At 35.7% G+C, this 18,600-nt stretch carries 15 protein-coding genes; 6 read left to right on the top strand and 9 right to left on the bottom strand.

The genetic code is table 11. From position 1 onward, the window contains the following. Positions 1–175 precede the first annotated feature (175 nt). The gene (locus ACMHJ2_RS11790; RefSeq protein ID WP_413513059.1) at positions 176–2,680 is read left to right on the top strand and encodes a DUF2339 domain-containing protein; all 2,505 of its coding nucleotides are present in this window, start codon (positions 176–178) and stop codon (positions 2,678–2,680) included. Positions 2,681–2,710: 30 nt separating this feature from the next. Then, positions 2,711–3,934 (top strand): hypothetical protein, encoded by a 1,224-nt coding sequence (locus ACMHJ2_RS11785; RefSeq protein ID WP_413513058.1) that lies wholly within the window; start codon positions 2,711–2,713, stop codon positions 3,932–3,934. A 79-nt stretch (positions 3,935–4,013) separates the two neighbouring features. Here the strand turns inward: ACMHJ2_RS11785 and ACMHJ2_RS11780 are convergent, their stop codons facing one another. Then, positions 4,014–5,663, bottom strand: a complete 1,650-nt coding sequence (locus ACMHJ2_RS11780) for an Ig-like domain-containing protein (RefSeq protein ID WP_413513057.1) — start codon at positions 5,661–5,663, stop codon at positions 4,014–4,016. A 68-nt stretch (positions 5,664–5,731) separates the two neighbouring features. Then, positions 5,732–6,412, bottom strand: coding sequence for a ComF family protein (locus ACMHJ2_RS11775; RefSeq protein ID WP_413513056.1), 681 nt, complete (start codon positions 6,410–6,412; stop codon positions 5,732–5,734). 113 nt (positions 6,413–6,525) lie between these two features. Between ACMHJ2_RS11775 and ACMHJ2_RS11770 the strand changes: the two genes are divergently transcribed. The 3 genes from ACMHJ2_RS11770 to ACMHJ2_RS11760 all read left to right on the top strand — a co-directional run bounded on the left by ACMHJ2_RS11770 (position 6,526) and on the right by ACMHJ2_RS11760 (position 7,956). Beyond that, entirely contained in the window at positions 6,526–6,717 is a 192-nt protein-coding gene (locus tag ACMHJ2_RS11770; RefSeq protein ID WP_413513055.1) for a hypothetical protein, read from the top strand. 4 nt (positions 6,718–6,721) lie between these two features. After that, positions 6,722–7,096 (top strand): YchJ family protein, encoded by a 375-nt coding sequence (locus ACMHJ2_RS11765; protein WP_413513054.1) that lies wholly within the window; start codon positions 6,722–6,724, stop codon positions 7,094–7,096. Between the two features lie 227 nt (positions 7,097–7,323). Beyond that, entirely contained in the window at positions 7,324–7,956 is a 633-nt protein-coding gene (locus ACMHJ2_RS11760; RefSeq protein ID WP_413513053.1) for an NAD(P)H-binding protein, read from the top strand. 54 nt (positions 7,957–8,010) lie between these two features. On the opposite strand, the gene ACMHJ2_RS11755 is transcribed toward ACMHJ2_RS11760, so the two are convergent. The 3 genes from ACMHJ2_RS11755 to bla form a co-directional block, all read right to left on the bottom strand. Beyond that, complete coding sequence (locus tag ACMHJ2_RS11755) at positions 8,011–8,586, bottom strand: YceI family protein (RefSeq protein ID WP_413513052.1); 576 nt, start codon at positions 8,584–8,586, stop codon at positions 8,011–8,013. A gap of 143 nt (positions 8,587–8,729) precedes the next feature. Continuing rightward, positions 8,730–10,274 carry a glycine--tRNA ligase gene (locus tag ACMHJ2_RS11750; RefSeq protein ID WP_413513051.1) on the bottom strand — a complete coding sequence of 515 codons (1,545 nt, stop codon included), beginning with the start codon at positions 10,272–10,274 and terminating at the stop codon, positions 8,730–8,732. A gap of 86 nt (positions 10,275–10,360) precedes the next feature. Beyond that, a complete protein-coding gene (gene bla, locus ACMHJ2_RS11745; protein ID WP_413513050.1) occupies positions 10,361–11,107 on the bottom strand; it encodes an MUS/TUS/MOC family subclass B1 metallo-beta-lactamase in 747 nt (248 codons plus the stop codon). A gap of 211 nt (positions 11,108–11,318) precedes the next feature. Between bla and ACMHJ2_RS11740 the strand changes: the two genes are divergently transcribed. After that, positions 11,319–11,726: a hypothetical protein gene (locus tag ACMHJ2_RS11740; RefSeq protein WP_413513049.1), complete on the top strand. Its 408-nt coding sequence runs from the start codon at positions 11,319–11,321 to the stop codon at positions 11,724–11,726. Between the two features lie 55 nt (positions 11,727–11,781). Here the strand turns inward: ACMHJ2_RS11740 and ACMHJ2_RS11735 are convergent, their stop codons facing one another. The 4 genes from ACMHJ2_RS11735 to ACMHJ2_RS11720 all read right to left on the bottom strand — a co-directional run bounded on the left by ACMHJ2_RS11735 (position 11,782) and on the right by ACMHJ2_RS11720 (position 18,494). Next, on the bottom strand, positions 11,782–12,945 hold the full coding sequence (locus ACMHJ2_RS11735; protein WP_413513048.1) for an efflux RND transporter periplasmic adaptor subunit: 1,164 nt from the start codon (positions 12,943–12,945) through the stop codon (positions 11,782–11,784). Between the two features lie 4 nt (positions 12,946–12,949). Next, a complete protein-coding gene (locus ACMHJ2_RS11730) occupies positions 12,950–17,308 on the bottom strand; it encodes a CusA/CzcA family heavy metal efflux RND transporter (protein WP_413513047.1) in 4,359 nt (1,452 codons plus the stop codon). A gap of 229 nt (positions 17,309–17,537) precedes the next feature. After that, the gene (locus ACMHJ2_RS11725; protein ID WP_413513046.1) at positions 17,538–17,915 is read right to left on the bottom strand and encodes a hypothetical protein; all 378 of its coding nucleotides are present in this window, start codon (positions 17,913–17,915) and stop codon (positions 17,538–17,540) included. A gap of 189 nt (positions 17,916–18,104) precedes the next feature. Continuing rightward, on the bottom strand, positions 18,105–18,494 hold the full coding sequence (locus tag ACMHJ2_RS11720) for a hypothetical protein (protein ID WP_413513045.1): 390 nt from the start codon (positions 18,492–18,494) through the stop codon (positions 18,105–18,107). Between the last annotated feature and the right edge of the window lie 106 nt (positions 18,495–18,600).

Below are 18,600 nucleotides of genomic sequence, written 5' to 3'. Positions count from 1 at the left end.
TTGAGATAGGGGATATAGATAGTTCTCACTCTGCGATTTTAGGCCACTCAACGGATATTTACATGGATATAGCAAGAAAGCTTTCATTTTTTTGTTAATTTTACTACTTAACCCAAAAGACAATCAGCTAACACATCGTTAAAGGACTGTTATTATAAACCAAAGCATGATTCATATGGAGTTTATACTTTTTATCTTGATCGTAATAGTTCTTGTATTACTAGTAAGAGTCACCAATAAGTTTGAGAAGGTTAAGGACAAACTCGAACAGGCGGAGAAAAGGGACAATGTCTTAACTCAAATGCTCGTGGAGCTGCAAGTCGCTATCAGTAGCCTGAAAAAAGAGGGCGTACAGACAGAGACTACCCCCGTAAAAGAAGATATAAAAATTATCATACCTCCACCAATTCCTGTAGAGACGTATAGAGCGGTCGTTCCTCCTGTAATTGAAGAGCCGGTAGAAAAGCTTGTGGATACACCTAATATAGAACGCAATGGGACTAACCTGGAAGCAGAACGTATTTTTTCTGGAGAGCCTTATAGCGCACCTAGGATAAATCCTGTACCAAGAGAACAGAAAGACAGTGCGTTTATAAAAATGCTGAAAGAGGTGAATTGGCTAAATGCAATTGGTATTATTACGCTTGTATTAGGAATTGGCTTCTTTGTGAAGTATGCAATTGATCAAGACTGGATTAATGAGATAGGCCGAGTAGCTTTAGGAATAGCTGTTGGCGGGATTATAGTGGGTATTGCCCATAAGTTAAGTGCTAAATATCACGTTTTTTCTTCTATTTTGATGGGTGGAGGTTTTGCAACGTTCTATACCACGATAACTTTAGCCTTTAGAGAATACGAAATCTTTAGTCAGACTACTGCTTTTGTTATTCTAATTGTACTAACTATACTCGCTATATTGCTATCTATAGCGTATAAGCGACAAGAGTTGGCTATTTTTGCCTTTATAGGAGGAATGTCCTCTCCGCTCTTAGTGAGTACAGGAGCGGGTAATCATCTAGTCTTATTCTCTTATATTTTATTGCTGAATACGGGCGTTCTGTTTGTAGCGATTCGTCAGAAATGGTTGGTTATCGATAAGTTTAGTTATATACTAACCTATCTTTATCTATTCTCCTGGCTATTTGCCAAATACAAATTAGAATACCAGTTAGATGCAATTATGTTTACTGCTTTATTCTTTTTACAATTTATGTTTTTGTTGGTGGTGCGTTATATCAAGAACTCCAAAGAAAAATCAAATATGGGGCAGTTGTTGTATATTGTTATAGCCAATTTCACTTCGTTATTGAGTTTCTTTGTAATTCATATTAGTAGTTCAGATACAAATTATCTAGGGGTAATTAGTATTGCTATGGCTCTGATTAATGCGCTGATTATAGTTGGTATAACTAGCACTAAAACGGCTCCGGTAGACAAGAACTTTATTTATACACTATTGGCACTAACTATCGGTTTAGTTTCTTTAGCGATACCGGTTCAGCTGAGTAAGGTGTATATAACAATTGTTTGGGCGGTAGAAATGAGCGTATTGCTTTGGATATGGACGCGCACAAAAGCGAATCTATTCCGAGTAGGAGCAATTCTACTTGGAGGTCTTGCGATTATCTCTTATTTAATGGATATCAGAACCTTTAATCCAACCCTTGAATACAATGAAATAGAGGAGAAAAGTGTACTAATCAATCTATTACCACTCCTGATCAATCAATACACCTTAACAGGAATCGTGATTTTACTATCCTTTTTCTTTATTTACTATGTATTAGGTAAAAAACCAATTCTCGAAGAAGAGACCCTAGGTCTAAAAGCAATTCAACAGCCAACAAGTCAGCAAATGCAAAAAATAGTATACATCCTATTGTTTGTATTATCCTATGGCATTGGCTTTTTAGAGATAGCGTATCAAGTAGCAAGTAGAGTTGAATACCCTAATTCTGGTACGATTGCTGGAACCTATCAATCTTTCAGTTTAGTGGTTTATACGGTGATCTATGGAGCCATCTACTTCGCTTTGTATAAGAAGCAAATTACAACTATGTTCTATCAAATAGTTACGGCGGTATCTGTCCTATTGGTCGTGCTTTTTACCACTCTTGTATCTACGCTTAGTACAGATATTTTTTATTACGAACAATATCCCAAAGCCTATTTTGCTTTGCATCTCCTTGCTTTTGGTGCTTTTGTCTATTTCTATTTTAGGCTATACCAAAACATAAACCTACTGAAAGATAAGGCGTACAAATGGATGAACGCAATCTTATTTGCGACTTTAGTTCTTTTGTTTTCTGTAGAATTGGATAATATAGTACTGTGGATAATCAGTACGCCAGATACGTATTTCGATGGTTTGTCAGAGGTACATGCGTATGGATATCCTATCCTTTGGGGATTGATGGCTATGATATTAATGATCGTGGGCATTAATAAACAAAAAGCGGAATTAAGAAAACTATCCTTAATCAGTTTTGGTATTATCGTATTGAAATTCTACCTCTATGATGTATGGAGAATGAACCAAGGAGGTAAAATAGCATCCTTTGTTGTATTAGGTATTATCCTATTGGTGGTGTCTTTCTTGTTAGAACGCATTAAGCTTCTCCTAAAAGATCAAAAACAAGAAGCGAATACACAGGAGTCCCAATCAGAAAATAGGTCTTAAAAGACTTTAAAAGAATGAAACAATGAAACAATGAAACAAGTATATGGCGTAACCTTGATCGTACTGAGTACCTTTTTCTTAGGGCTCCAAATGGGGTATGCACAACCTAAAACTTATAAAGCACGTATAGCTCCAATTACGGAGAGTGGATATTATTCAATTGAAATAGATCCCAGAATCATAGGTGCAACGAAAGGAAATTTGTCCAAGCTGCGTATTTTTAAAAAAGATAGTCTTGGGGTTACAGAAGTTCCTTATTTCATCAGAGAGGTACAGCCTACGTCAAAAGAGACGAAGGTCAAAGACTATACAATAGAAAAGGTAATGGAACGCGATAGTATTAATCGCTTTGTGATTCACAATCCAGAAGAAAAAAAAATAACAGACTTCTACGTTGCGATTGCAAAAGCGGAGGTTTCAATTCAGGCTTCTGTCAGAGGGAGTAACAACAAGCAAGATTGGTTTATCGTTAAACAAAAAACACCTATCTATAGCTATGTTTCTTCGGATCATGGTGAAGCGACCTTGTTTATTCCCATTCCCGAAGGACATTATATGTATTACGAAATTGAGTTGATCAATAATCAATCGGCACCTCTTAAATTAAATAAGGTAAGCACCGCAGTTGATACACAGTCTTATGGTCAATTTAGTCCGACATTATTAGCCTATGACGTCAGCAAAACAAACAAGAAAGAGAAAACAAGCACTGTTTCCTTTGCTAAGCAGGAGATGTTCTATAAATTGAATAAATTAGTGATACATGTGGACGCACCAAAAGCGTATTATCGCAAGGCGGTGTTGAGAGATTCTATAACGAAAGCATCCGTATCCTTCGTTTTATCGTCAAAAAATACGAATGAGTTTATAGTAGATGATATTTTAGTTCATGCACCCTACTTGGAAATCTATAATGGAGATAATGAACCCTTAACGATAAAGTCAATCAATACCTATTCATTGACGAGATTTGCCACGGCTTATCTCAAGGCGAACGAAACCTATGAAGTAGAAGTAAATAGCTCGACTTCAGATTCACGGGATTATGATATCGAGCATTTTAAACAGGATATTCCCTTACTATTACCTATCGTTCAGACAGAAGATTTTAATCAAGTCGATATAAAAGCAACCCCTGATGAAAGTCAAAAGCAAAAGGATAGAACAAATAAAATTTTATGGGGTGTTTTACTAACAGTAGGTTTACTTATTAGTTATATCTGTTATAAAACGTTCAAAAAATTAGAGCAATAGACTCTAAATTCTACTAGTTAAGTAATCTATCATACAAAAAAGAGCCTTTAAAGGCTCTTTTTTGTATGATAGATTCAGTTTATTTCTTTTTTAGAGGAGAAGGTAACTTAGGTGCGATTTTGATTGACACATCTAAGTCTTGATTGATGTCCCAATTGGCGCGAACATCAATAGGTTCAGTAGAATAGAAGGTTTCTTCAGGTTGAAGTTTGTCCCAATAATATCCCGTATCCCATTGGCCATTGCCATTGTCGTCATAGGTTATGCGAACGAAATACTTGCGAGGGGGTAATAACTCAAATGCTATTTTTTGAGGTTTATCCGCTGTTTGTGAGGCGTATACTTTTTCCTGTTCGTCTATTAGTTCGATGATAATAGGATAACGTTTAACCTGAGTTAAATTCAGATTTAAATTCCCATAATCACTGTGTTTCGTTGTTTTTAAAGCATACCGCAAGGTATCGTTGGTGTTGCCAAAGAAATCAGTCAAGGCTTGAGGTAAAATCTCAATCGAATATAATTCTTCAGGCATTTTATCAAACAACAACCTAACTTTTTGTTCTGCTAGTATTTCTTGAATTTCAAAGGTCACAGGAAGTGAATCTTTACTGCTAATTTGAATCAAGTTCTTTTTTATCTCAGCTATAGGTGTTGTTGTTGTTAGGGTAAAATTCTCCTTAAAGTCAATCGTATTATTCTTAGCGGTAATTCTCAGGGTGTCAATTTCTTTCATTTTTACACGTGGACGCACAGAAAACGTTTGTAGATAATCCGCTTTGCTAATCGTAATATGTAAAGAATCCGCTATTACTTTAGGAAACCATACTTGTAGTGAATCCTTCCCTTCAAAGGGGGTATATACACTTTTGATTAAACTGTCATTCTTGGTTACTTTAATCACTGCATCTTTGGCATTGCCTTTATAAGGTAAATACCATTTGTTTTCTGAAATTTGTGAAGGACGTTTAGCTTCAAATTTTTCTTCTGATTTAAAGAGAACTAAGTTGTAGGCCTGGTCGGTTGGGATAACAATAGAATCTTTAATAAAAGCGATTTTATCCTGATCTGGATTGAACAAATAATTGTTGGTTTTTTGTTTTAAACCTAGTAGATAATAAGTTCCAGCCTTAATATTCTCGATTGAAAAGGTTGTTAGCGAATCGAGTGTATTGGTTATATAAAGCGGTTTTTGTTTGTAAACCGTTGAATCGGTAAAGGTTTTAGCATCATAAAGCATGATGTTTACGAAATTATCAGTCTTTAATTTATGTGCCGATTGGATTGTCCCATTTAGCTTTAATGAATCAATATAACTTCCCGTAGAGATAACATATTTAAATTGAGGCAATACATTTCCTTCGTTATTGTCTGTTATGGCATCACCGAAGTTAAAGCTATAGGTTGTGTTTTCATATAGGGTATCTTTCAGTTTAATCGTCATGATTTTTTTAGGACTTCCCATAGGAGAAACCTCGGGATTGTTCTTTAAGGGGGGAGAGACAATTAGATTCTGATTGATGTTTTTTAATTTGATAAATTCATCGAACTCAATAGTAATCACATCTTTATCAAAATGAATGGAATAATTCTCAGGAGAACTCTTTAATACTACAGGAGGAATAGTGTCTAAAGGACCTCCCGATATAAATCCTCTTTTGGCACAATTCGACAGACAGGTTACGCATAAAATGAGTAAACAAGTAAAAAAATATTGATGAAACTTAGACATAGTTCTGTTTTGAGAAGACAAAGTAACAATTATATTTTTTACTTAGAAAATATCCACCCTTAAAAACTTTATTTTGTATAAGCTAAGCACAAAATACTCACTTTGCTATCAGGAATTTGTACTAAAAGCTTGGCACAAGTTTCGAGTGTGCTTCCGGTAGTAAGAATATCATCTAATAATAGAAAGTGTTTGCCAGTATAGGATGGGGATGGCTGTAAGTGAAAAATAGCAGGTTTCGCTTGTATGCGTTCCTGAAAGCTTTTCGTGGTTTGTGAAGCTGTTGATTCAATTTTGGTTAGCAGAGTTCTATCAATGGGAATTTGGAAATATTGAGCCAAAGCTTCTGCAAAGCCATCTACTTGATTATAGCCTCTTTGCTTTCGTTTTTTTTTGTGCATCGGTACAGGAATAAGGTAGTCGGCGGTAGCATAGGATGTGTTTTTACCGAGTATTTCGGCATACATCGTCCCTAGTTTGTAGCTGATTTGTGCTTGGTTGTTGTATTTCAATTGATGCAGTAAGTTTGATACAAGGCCGTGTTTGGTATAGTATAGCAGACAGCTTGCTTGCGCTATTTTTACCTTGCCATAAAATTTACCCATCGCTTCGTTGGTTGCAGAAAGATGTTGGTCTGTAAAAGGCAGTGCGGCACGACAACGGGTACACACCATATCTTCATTTTGAATAAGAATAGTCGAGCAACTCTTGCAAGTTTCAGGAAAAAAGAGGTTAATAAGATCTTTGAACATGGGGAGACGGATGTTTAGCTTTTTAAAAATAATCCAAACCAGACAAACAAAAAACTACTTTAAATAAAAGAAGCCAATATCTTTGTAATGTATAAGTAAAAAGATAAAAATATATGGAGAAAGCAATATTGGAGTTAATGCAGTTGATCGAGCAAGGCCAACATGAAGTAGCCGAAAAGTTTGCAGTTGAAATCGTACAAAGATTAAAAATCCTAATGGATACGGCAGCATCAGATGAATCCCTTGTTCGCTTAGCCAAGATGCAAAAGATTGTAGAAGATCTCCAAGAAAAAATTAAAAAGTAAACGTATGAATTGCTATTGTGGAAGTTCATATGCCTTAGAAAACTGTTGTATGCCTTTGCTAAAAGGAGAAAAAGAAGCGACAACAGCCGAAGCCTTAATGCGTTCAAGATATACTGCTTATGTGTTGGCAAATGCAAAATATTTGATAGAAACTACGCATCCTAAAATGCGTCATTTATATAGTAAAAAATCGATCTTGCAATGGGCAAGCGAGAACCAATGGGTGCGATTAGAGATTGAGTATGCAGAAGAATTTCAAGTTGTTTTTCGGGCGTATTTCAAAGATAAAATGGGAAGTGAACAGGAACACTATGAGCATTCAATTTTTGAAAGCTTAGGGAATAAGTTGTATTATTTGTCTGGTACTTTTGAAGAATAACTGCATTAGGTGCCTTTAGAAAGAGCTAATCTGATTGATTTGCACTTTTTAATCTAGAGATAATTGGCAATTTAAGGGTATATACGAGCAAATAAATGGTGGAAAAGTAATTTTTTGTTTGATTTAATTAGCTATATATCATGTGTTTGTCTTTTTGCATTTGAGAAAACGGAACAGTGTGATGAAAAAGATTGCTATCTTTTTCATTTTTTTTGTAAATTGATAGTATGAGAGCTGTAATTATTGGTGCTACTGGAGCCGTTGGAAAAGTATTAGTGCGTCAACTTCTGTGTGATGAGCGCTATCATTTTGTCGAAATATTTGTAAGAAGTCCTTGGGATATTCAACATCCTAAACTGATTTGTCATGTGGTGGATTTTGAAAAAATGGATCAATGGCATCATTTGATAGAAGGAAATGTAGCCTTTAGCTGCTTAGGTACAACGAGAAAACAAGCAGGGAGCAAAAAAAACCAATGGCATATTGATTATGATTATGTTATTCAATTTGCCAAGTACTGTAAAGCCAAATCAATTCAAACTTTTGTATTGGTTTCTTCTAAAGGAGCAGATTATCAAAGTAAAGTGTTTTACCTCTATCTCAAAGGCAGAATAGAACAGACCATTGCCCGTTTGCATTTTGATCGTACGATTATTGTAAGACCGAGTTCTTTAATTCGTCCAAACTCGAATCGTACCGGTGAAAAAATGGGAATTAAAATACTAAGAGCTCTTAATCGTATCGGATTGTTTAAATCCTATCAACCAATTTCGGTAGCTCAAGTAGCCAATCGATTGCGACTTGAAGCAGTGGATAAGGTCGCTTATAACTTAGTTGTATTTGAAAATGATGAAATATAAAAAAAGGCTTGCTGTTTGAGCAAGCCTTTTTTGATGAAAGGTATTAAAAAATGATTAGTTAGCTTTACTGAACTCTAAATTCACAGTAAGATCAACATTTTTTCCAATCGCTTGCCCAGTGGGGTCGTAAGCAACGTCATAGTCAAAACGGTTGATTGTTGTGGTTGCTTGGAAACCAATTTTCGTGTTTCCATTTCCATCATCTGCTAATAAACCTCCATACGTTAATTTAAATGTTACAGGTTTTGTGATGTTTTTAATGGTTAAGTTTCCTACTAGTTCATATTTATCCTTACCTGTTTTTTTAATTGACTTACTTTCAAATTTCATGGATGCGTATTTTGCGGTATCAAAAAAGTCAGCGGACTTTAAGTGATTATCACGCATTTCTACACTTGTATTAATGCTGTTTAAATCAACGGTAAAGTTGAAAGTTCCCTTGCTTAGATCTTCTGTATCTCCCACAAAAGTTCCTTCGTATTTGTCAAATCTACCATCAACAAAAGAAATCCCTAAGTGTTTTACTGAGAAATTTAAAAAAGAGTGCATAGGATCAACATTCCATTTGGTTTGAGCAAATGAAGTAACTGAAAATAAGACAGCTACAACGAATAAAGCTAATTTTTTCATATCTATACATGTTTTATGATTATCAATAAGTCAAAGATACAGTGCTTCATAAGAGCAATGACTTAACCTACATTAAGAAAAATACAAAATAAAAAGCCCCTCCAAATAAATGGGGAGGCTTTGGTATGTTTAGTAATCGAGGATTACATCATTTTCTTTAACCAGTTTTTCATTGAAACTTCTTCCGAGATGATGTTTTTAAGATCAGCAATTGCTACGCGATCCTGTTTCATCGTGTCTCTGTGACGAATCGTAACGGTTTTGTCTTCTAGTGTTTGGTGATCCACGGTAATACAAAATGGCGTTCCTAAGGCATCTGCACGGCGGTAACGACGACCAACTGCATCTTTTTCATCATACGTAACATTGAAATCCCATTTCAAATCTTCGATAATTTCCTGTGCAATTTCAGGTAATCCATCTTTTTTCACTAAAGGAAAGATAGCCGCTTTAGTTGGAGCAAGTACTGCCGGTAATTTCAATACCGTTCTTGTTGTTCCATCTTCTAAAGTTTCTTCTTGTAACGATTTAGAGAAAACCGATAAGAACATACGATCTAAACCTACGGATGTTTCCACTACATAAGGAACATACGAAGAATTGGTTTCATTGTCAAAGAATTGAAGCTTCTTACCAGAAAATTGCTCATGCGCTTTCAAATCGAAATCTGTACGCGAGTGGATGCCCTCTAATTCTTTAAATCCGAAAGGGAAGTTGAATTCAATATCAGTTGCCGCATTGGCATAGTGTGCCAATTTCTCATGATCGTGGAAACGGTAATTTTCTTTGCCTAAACCAAGGGATAAGTGCCAGTTTAAACGCGTAGCTTTCCAGTATTCATAATACTTCATTTCCTCACCTGGTTTCACGAAAAATTGCATTTCCATTTGTTCAAATTCGCGCATACGGAAGATAAACTGACGGGCAACGATTTCGTTACGGAAAGCTTTTCCTGTTTGAGCAATACCAAAAGGAATCTTCATACGTCCAGTTTTTTGAACGTTCAAGAAGTTGACAAAAATACCTTGTGCTGTTTCTGGGCGAAGATATAAATCCATCGCAGTATCCGCAGAAGCACCTAGTTTTGTACCAAACATCAAATTGAATTGACGTACTTCTGTCCAGTTTCTAGAACCCGTATCAGGATCCGCAATTTCCAACTCTTCAATTAGGGCTTTTACATCGGCTAAATCTCCAGTATCTAAACCACGAGCCATGCGCTCTAAAATTTCTTTTTTCTTTGCGTAGTATTCTACAACACGTGGATTAGTCGCAATAAACTGCTCCTCATCAAAAGCCTCTCCAAAGCGTTTTTTTGCTTTTTCAATTTCTTTTAATGCTTTTTGGTGTATTTTTTCACAGTAGTCTTCAATTAAAACGTCTGCTCTATATCTTTTTTTACTGTCTTTGTTGTCAATTAAAGGGTCGTTGAATGCATCAACGTGACCTGAAGCTTTCCAAGTGGTTGGATGCATAAAGATTGAGGCATCAATTCCTACAATATTTTCGTGCATTTGTACCATGGATTTCCACCAGTACTCTCTAATATTTCTCTTTAACTCTACACCGTTCTGAGCATAGTCATACACTGCGCTTAAACCATCGTATATTTCGCTTGAAGGAAATATGTATCCATACTCCTTTGCGTGCGAAATAACATTCTTAAAAATATCATCTTGTTTTGCCATAGTGCAAAAGTAATAAAAGACTTTAAGATTAAAAACTTCACCACAAGCTATTTGCTGTTAATAATCTTAAGTTTATGGGTTAACTATTATAATTGCTTGATGCTTGTAGATTTTTGTTCATTATAAGCAGATATGATACGCTCCGTATTTTCAAGATGACCAGGTATATTCCATGCATCATGTCCAGGAATGATAACCGTAGCCTGTTTAAATCTGCGTTTTATTTCGTCTATTGTCGAAGACCAAGCTTCTGTATTAGCATCTTGAATATTGCCAATTGTAGTGGCTTCAGCACTTTTAATTAAACATCCACCATATAGCACTTTCTCTTTTGGAAACCATACTACTGTATTGTCTTTGCTATGACCTTCTCCTAAGAAATAAACGGTGAGTTTCTCCTTACCTAGAACGAATTCTTTTTCTCGATCAAAAGTAAATGCTGCTTGAGGCTCATTCCGCTGTTTCAAGATTTCATTTGTAAGAGCATAGGTATATGTCTGTGCACCTGCATTGTTGAAATAATCTAATCCTCCTGAACGATCCTCGTGAAAATGAGTGGTAATAACCCATTTGACTTCCTTGTTATGTTGGGTTTTTATATGGTTTACCAAAGGTTCATATTGCTCTTTGTCCCAAGGAGTATCAATGAGAATTACTCCTTCATCAGTCACCACATATAAAGCATTAGACGAGTATTCCACTCCTTTAAATACTTGGTAGGTAGTGTAGATATACATGTGATCATTCAGTTGTTCAATCTTTAATTTGTCCGATTGCGCATATAAAATCGTGGTAGATACAAATAGAAAAAGACTGCTAAGTAGTTTATACATAATACGTGTAGAATGAATGAGAAATAAATTTATTTTTTAAGTATCTTTTTTTGCCAATCCAAGGGCATTATAAGCAAACAAAATTAAGAAAAAGGAGGAGTATTTAAAACTCATTAGTCCTACTTTTTTCTCTTGGAGTTAAGTGATTAAATAAAAAGGAATGGAAATTTCTTAAATAGACTTATTTTTGTGAATATTTTATAGGAAATTTATGTTTAAAAGAAGCAAAGCAATTGCGTTATCCCTAGCATGCCTAGGATTCTTGGGCTCATGTGAGAATTTATGGGATCGAAGTTCAGATTGTAAAGTATCAACAGATATAAGCCAAAAATTTCTTACTTTCCCCAATAAAGGAGGTGAAGAATATGTGGATGTAAATCCCAAACCATATTATATTATTCAAAAAGTTCAAATAGGTCAAGTAGGGGAGGAAGGTTATATGTATGAAGAAAGAGCTACCGATGGTTACAGTACAGCTAATTATGCTGTTCAAAAAGTTGAAGATGGACGATTAGTGATTCGCACAAATCCTTATTACGGTGATAAGCCCCTTAAATTCGAGATAGAAGTAAAAGGGGGGGATTGTTCGGCAACTATATATGGGACAATACAACCTTAAAAAAGCCCCAAAAAGGTCAACTTTTTGGGGCTTTTCTTATACAGGTGCTTTTGGTTTATTCTTCCTCTTCGGTATTTTTTAACTTCATGAGTAAGGTATAAGCACCTTTAGCAACAATTGTTTTATCGGTTAATGCATCGGCATTGTGAATAGCCGTGAAACCATTTTCTGTTTCTCCGATTTCAACGGGAGTTAATTGATATGTTTGCTTGTCAATTTCGGTAAAAACGAAATTTTTACCTTCAAAATATACTACACTTTCTTCTGGTAATGCTTTGCTTTTTGCAGAATGTGTATCGATTTCGGCATTCATATACATACCAGGCAAAAGATTTTTCTCAAAGTTTTCAAAATGACAGTGTACCTCTGAGGTTCCTTCATTGTTGACATCCATACTAATCAAGACGATTTCTCCTTCGTATTTTTTTGTGGGATTCGAATTGGTAAAGCTAACAACACGTTGTCCAACTTCTAACTTCTCTAAATCCTTTTCATATACTTTTAAGTTTAGGTGAATATCGCTTGGATCAATTAATTCAAATAAAACATCAGAAGGGGTAACATATTTTCCAATATTGACATAGGTATTGCTGACAAATCCGTTAATCGGGCTGTAAATAGCAATAGATCTGCTAATGGTGTTAGGGGTTAATGTATTTGGGTTGATGTTAATCAAACTCAGCTGTTGCCCTAGAGCATTCATGGCAATTCGCTGCGTATTCATCTCAGCTTGTGCTTGTTGCATGACTTTGTCACTACTCGCTTGACTTGCATTTAAATCCTTCTGGCGTTGATAATCTAATTGAGCAAATTGAAATTTGTCTTTGGCAATCAGGTAATTCTGTTGTAATTCGATATAACGAGGATCCTCCATAATGGCAATCTGTTCTCCTTTTTTAATGTGCATACCAGGCATCAATTTGGTTTGCTTTACATATCCCCCTAAAGGATTGGTAATGGAAATCAAATTTTGTGGTGGGACATCAATTTTTCCATTTAATTTCAGTACTGTGGCAATAGTATGTTCTTGAATTTGTGTAGTCTGGAGATCAACATGGTTGAGTTGAGCCTCTGTTAATTGTACAATATTGGTTTCTTCTTGTACACTTGTTTCTTCTTTTTGCTCGGTATTTTCTTTGCATTGAACAAATAGAAATCCAGTCGATAGCAGCAAGACTACAAGTGAAAAACGACGGATAGATTTATAGGTAGTAAACATGATTTTAGTTATTTGAAGTTAGATAATTGATTTGAATTACCGTGTCGTTATACGCTTTTAAGGCATCATAATAATTACTTAGAAGTTCTAAGGCTTGATTGGTTAAAAGAACATATTCAAGGTAATTAATTTCTCCATTGATGAATTGCAGCTCTGCCGTTTTCATGATGATATCGGCGCCTTTCGGTGCTTGTTGTTCATAACTTGTGAGTATATGTTGACTACTTGTTAGGTTTATCAACAACTGTTGATAACGGTTCATCATATTTTGTTTGGTCATGGTCAGTTCTGCTTCAGCCAAATCTTCCGCTCGTTTAGACGCGCGAATTCTTCCTTTTTGACCAAAATCAAATAGTGGCAAGGTCAGCCCTACTTGAAACGAATGAAAGCGATCCTTTCGATCATAATAAATATCATTAGCTGCAAGTCCCATAAAGCTACTATTGTTGTACGAAAGTTGAATCGTAGGTAATAGCTTAGATCGCTCTAATTGGGTTTGAGCAGATGATATTTCTCTGTTTTGTTCTGCGATTTTTATTTGTGGATTGTTGTCTAGATCTTGTTCTAATCCCAATAAGTCAATTTTGTTTTTCTCAAGTAAGGGCACGATATCTTCTTCTGTGTTGAGCAAGTATTTTAAACGCAATTGCGCTAGACTTTTAGCTTGTACTATTTCAATTAGCTGCATTTGGATTTTAACCAATTGATTTTTAGCTGTTGTTTGCTCTAAAATCGTGCTTTCTCCTTTGTTAAAGCGCAAAGTAGCTTTGTTGTAAAAAGAGGTATACATGCTATCTGCTTGGTATAATAACTGTTCTTTTTCACTCCAATAGAAGTAATCAAAAAAGCTTTGGGTTACTTCTCTTTTTATCTCAACCGTTTTTAGTTCTAGATCAAAAATACTTTTTTGCCAGGCTTGTTTATAGACATTTCTTTGTTTGCTATAGAGGGTTGGAAAAGCGATATCTTGGCTAATGATGAATTTATTATCCGTATAAGGCCCGTTAATCTGTCCGAATTCTCCCGCAATTGTGGTTTGAGGTATATCAGTAGCTGTAGAAATAAAAGCTTTAGCAAAATCAGTACGCAACTGCTCTGTTCGAATAGTTGTATTATTTTCAATTGCTCTTTCAATCGCTTGATCTAAAGGGATAGGTGTTTGAGCAGAAGCAGTAAGGGTTGTCAATAACAATAAACCAATTGAGGCTATCGACGTGCTATTTTCTTTCTTTTTAAAGAAAGAAAAGTTTAGTTTTTGTTCGAAAGTGATATATAACAAAGGCAAAATGAATAAAGTTAAAAAGGTTGCGAGGATTAGTCCACCGATAACAACCGTTGCAAGCGGTCTTTGAACTTCTGCTCCAGCTCCGTTACTCAAGGCCATAGGAAGAAATCCAAAGGAGGCAACGGAAGCGGTCATTAATACAGGACGTAAGCGACTTTTGGCTCCGCGAACTACGATATAGACAATATTGGTGATTCCCGATTTTTGCAATCGGTTAAATTCGGCAATTAATACAATACCGTTTAATACGGCTACACCGAATAAAGCAATAAACCCTACACCCGCACTGATACTAAAAGGCATTCCTCTCAAGGCAAGAAGGAAAACACCTCCAATAATGGATAGGGGAATGGCGGTAAAGATCATCAAACATTCTTTGATTTTTCTAAAAGCAAAAAATAGTAAAACAAAGATTAACACTAAAGCTAATGGTACGGCAATGGCTAAACGTTCTTTCGCCTCATTTAGGTTTTCAAACTGACCACCATAGGTGATGCGATAACCAGTAGGCAAAGTAATTTTAGCTTCTACTTTTTGCTGTAACTCTTCTACAATACTTTGGACATCACGTCCTTTTATATTGAAACCTACAAAAATACGTCGTTGTGCATTTTCACGTTGAATTTGATTCGGTCCTTCTTTGATTTCAACTGTTGCCAATTGACTCAATGGAATTTGAGAACCCGATGGCGTAGGAATTAAAATATTGCGAATCTGCTGAATGTCTTTTTTGTTTTTTTCATCCATACGCACAACAATATCAAACCGATGCTCTCCTTCATATACGACTCCTGTACTTTGTCCTGCTAATGAGGTATTGACAATGCGGTTAATTTCATTGATGGATAAACGATGACGAGCAATAGCGGCTCGATTGTATTCAATGAGGAGTTGCGGCATTCCTGTTACAGGTTCAACATATAAGTTGGTTGCCCCAGGAATGGTATTGATAATTTGTCCAATTTGATCTGCCGTTGACGCTAATGTATCCAGATTATCGCCAAAAACTTTGACTACTACATCTTGTCTGGCTCCGGTCATTAATTCATTAAAGCGCATTTGTACGGGAAATTGAAAACCCACCGTAATTCCAGGAACTTCTTCTAATGCTTTTCCCATTTTATCTGCCAACTCTGGAAAAGAAGTAGCTGAAGTCCACTCTTTTTTGTCTTTTAGAATGACTATCATGTCTCCTGCTTCCATGGGCATGGGATCCGTCGGAACCTCACTATTTCCGATTTTAGTTACCACTTTTTCTACTTCAGGAAACTGGGTAATTAAAATATGAACTGCTTTTTGCGTACTTTCTATCGTAGTGGTTATATTACTGCCATTTAATACTTTGGTATCAACGGCGAAGTCACCTTCTTCTAAGGAAGGAATAAACTCACCCCCTAATGTTGATAAGATATAGATGGCACTAACAAATAATAGCGCAACAACAGTATAGATCGTTTTCGGCATTTCTAATACGCTGACTAAGGCTTTTTGGTAAATTTTTTCCAATTTGGACATAAAGCGATCGGCAAAATTAGGTTTGGGATTTACTTTTCTGCTTAAGATCCAAGAACTCATCATGGGAACATAAGTCAGTGAAAGTAAAAAAGCACCTAATAAGGCAAAGGCTACGGTTTGCGCCATAGGTTTAAACATTTTTCCTTCAATACCTTGTAAAGTTAGAATGGGAATGTATACAATCAGAATAATGATTTGTCCAAATACTGCGCTATTCATCATTTTGGAAGCGGATTGAACAACGGTTTGGTTCATCTCTTCCTGCTTGAGTAGTGCTTTTTCTTTGAATTTGTTGTTATGACTGAACTGATGGAGGACAGCCTCTACAATAATGACAGCTCCATCAATGATTAAACCAAAGTCTAAAGCTCCTAAACTCATTAGGTTTCCACTTACCCCAAATAAATTCATCATACAGATTGCAAATAGCATCGCCAGCGGTATAATGGAAGCTACCAAGAGTCCCGCACGGAAATTACCCAAGAATAAGACCAATACTAAAACAACAATTAAAGCTCCTTCTAATAAATTGGTTTCTACGGTTCCAATGGCATTGTTTACCATTTTGGTACGATCTAAAAAGGGCTCAATCACTACGCCTTTAGGTAAGGATTTTTGAATTTCAGCCACCCGTAACTTTACATCCTCAATAACGTTGTTGCTGTTTTCTCCTTTTAACATCATAACAATACCGCCTGCAACTTCGCCCTGATCATTATAGGTCATTGCCCCATAACGGGTGGCATGCCCAAGGTGAACTTTGGCAATATCGCGGATGAGTATCGGAAACTCCTGGTTTTTAGAGGTAATGGCAATATTTTCTATATCCTCTAGGGTTCCAATTAAACCTTCAGAACGGATATACAGTACCGTAGGTCCTTTTTCAATATAAGCACCTCCAGTGTTTTCGTTGTTAAGATTAAGCGCCTCAAAGACATCTGTAATCGTAAGACCATTCGCATCTAGTCGATTGGGATCAACGGCGATTTCGTATTGCTTTAATTTTCCACCGAAACTACTTACTTCAGCCACTCCTTTTACAGCGATCAGCTGACGGCGGACAATCCAATCTTGAATGGATCGCAATTCGGTTAAATCATATTGTTTTTCATATCCTTTTTCTGGGCGAACAACATATTGATAAATTTCTCCTAACCCGGTAGAGATTGGACCTAGTTCTGGTCGTCCTACTTCTTTAGGGATATCATTTTGTACTTGTTGTAGGCGTTCTCCTACTTGTTGTCTTGCCCAATAGATATCAACATCTTCTTCAAAAACTATCGTAATTAAAGATAAACCAAAACGAGAAAAGCTTCGAATACTTTTCATGCCAGGTATATTACTGTTGGCTTGTTCGATAGGGAAGGTAACTAAACGTTCAATATCAGTAGCCCCATAATTTGGAGCCACAGTAATAATTTGAACTTGGTTATCCGTGATATCTGGTACAGCATCGATGGGTAATTTCGTCACTTGAAATATTCCCACAACGATAAGGCCTAGTACCATTAAACTGATGATGAGTTTATTCTTTACAGAATATTCAATTATTTTGTTTAACATAATAAGATTGTTAATCCCCTTATTCGCAAAGCACCAAGGGACAGAAATCTACCATACAAAACTAACCCCTCAAAAAGGAAGTTCTTTTTTGAGTCAATTTAATACCAGTAAAGTAGAATAGATTTAAGTCGCAATATTGGATTATTACTCCTTTAGGGTTGATACATAAATACTAAATAAACCACGCAACTATTTAGTTAATTTGTACGAGGTATAGGGTCAATATGTATTAACAAAATTTAGGCGGTTGCCAGATAGAGGATAAAAAACTACTTTCAAAAACCGAATCGTGCATACTTTCGACTTTTGTATTATTCGTAGGGATTTTAATTTTATCTATTTTTAAAATAGTAGGGGGAGTGGTTGCTACTAAGTGAATAATAGGTGCATGAGATACGAAAGGAAGTTTCTCATCTGTTGGATCCCCATCTTCTTTGTGGTTGTTATCATAGTGAATTTGTAAGAATCCCCAAATACTCAAATCGGGATTCAATCCTTTATGATCCACATAATGCTCAACAAGCAATGGAAACTTCAACAGCTGACCAAATTCAGTTGTTGAAATTAAAAACATGAACACAAAAAATAAAGCTATTTTTCTTTTCACGAGGCTTGTTTTGAGTTTGTTATGTGGTACAAAATTAAGTAATCTTTTTCATTACCTAGATGCAAGGTCGTAATTTGTTTGAATTCAAAATAAGCAATGGTGTAATTCTAATCAACTTCTAATGATTTAAGGCCAATAAAAAAGGCAGAACTCGAATTCTGCCTTTTTTATCAATTATTTTTTCAATTTTTACATATTTGTCGCTGCTGCCGTAACAAATGCTGCTCCTAATAACCCTAATAATACAACCATTATAATAAGGCCAATTAAAGAAATAACAAGACCAGCAATAGCGAAGCCTTTTGGTCTTTTGAATAAGCCAACAATAGATAAGATTAACCCGACTAACCAAGTTAACCATCCTATAATTGGAACCCAAGAGATGATAATGGCTACAATGGATAAAATAAATCCAGCTAATCCGATGTTGTTTTTCTCAACGAATTGTTGAGGTGGAAAAGAAGGATTCGGATTTTGATAACCCATAAGAGGGGGTGGAACAACGACTTCTTCGTGTTGTACTGGGATGGGTTGTTCTTGTTCTTGGTTTTCTTCTTGATAATTCGTGTTTGTTTGCATAACAGTGTGTTTTTCTCAAATTTAAATATTTTATTAAATATTTGCAAAAAATAGTTAATATTTTATTTAAAACAAAAACTAAAATCCACTGATTCCTGTGAAAAAG

This window comes from Myroides odoratus (genome assembly GCF_965118575.1).
GTDB classification, from domain to species: domain Bacteria; phylum Bacteroidota; class Bacteroidia; order Flavobacteriales; family Flavobacteriaceae; genus Flavobacterium; species Flavobacterium odoratum_B.
The sequence above is the reverse complement of the archived record's forward strand: the minus strand, read 5'-3'. Positions and strand labels throughout refer to the sequence as shown.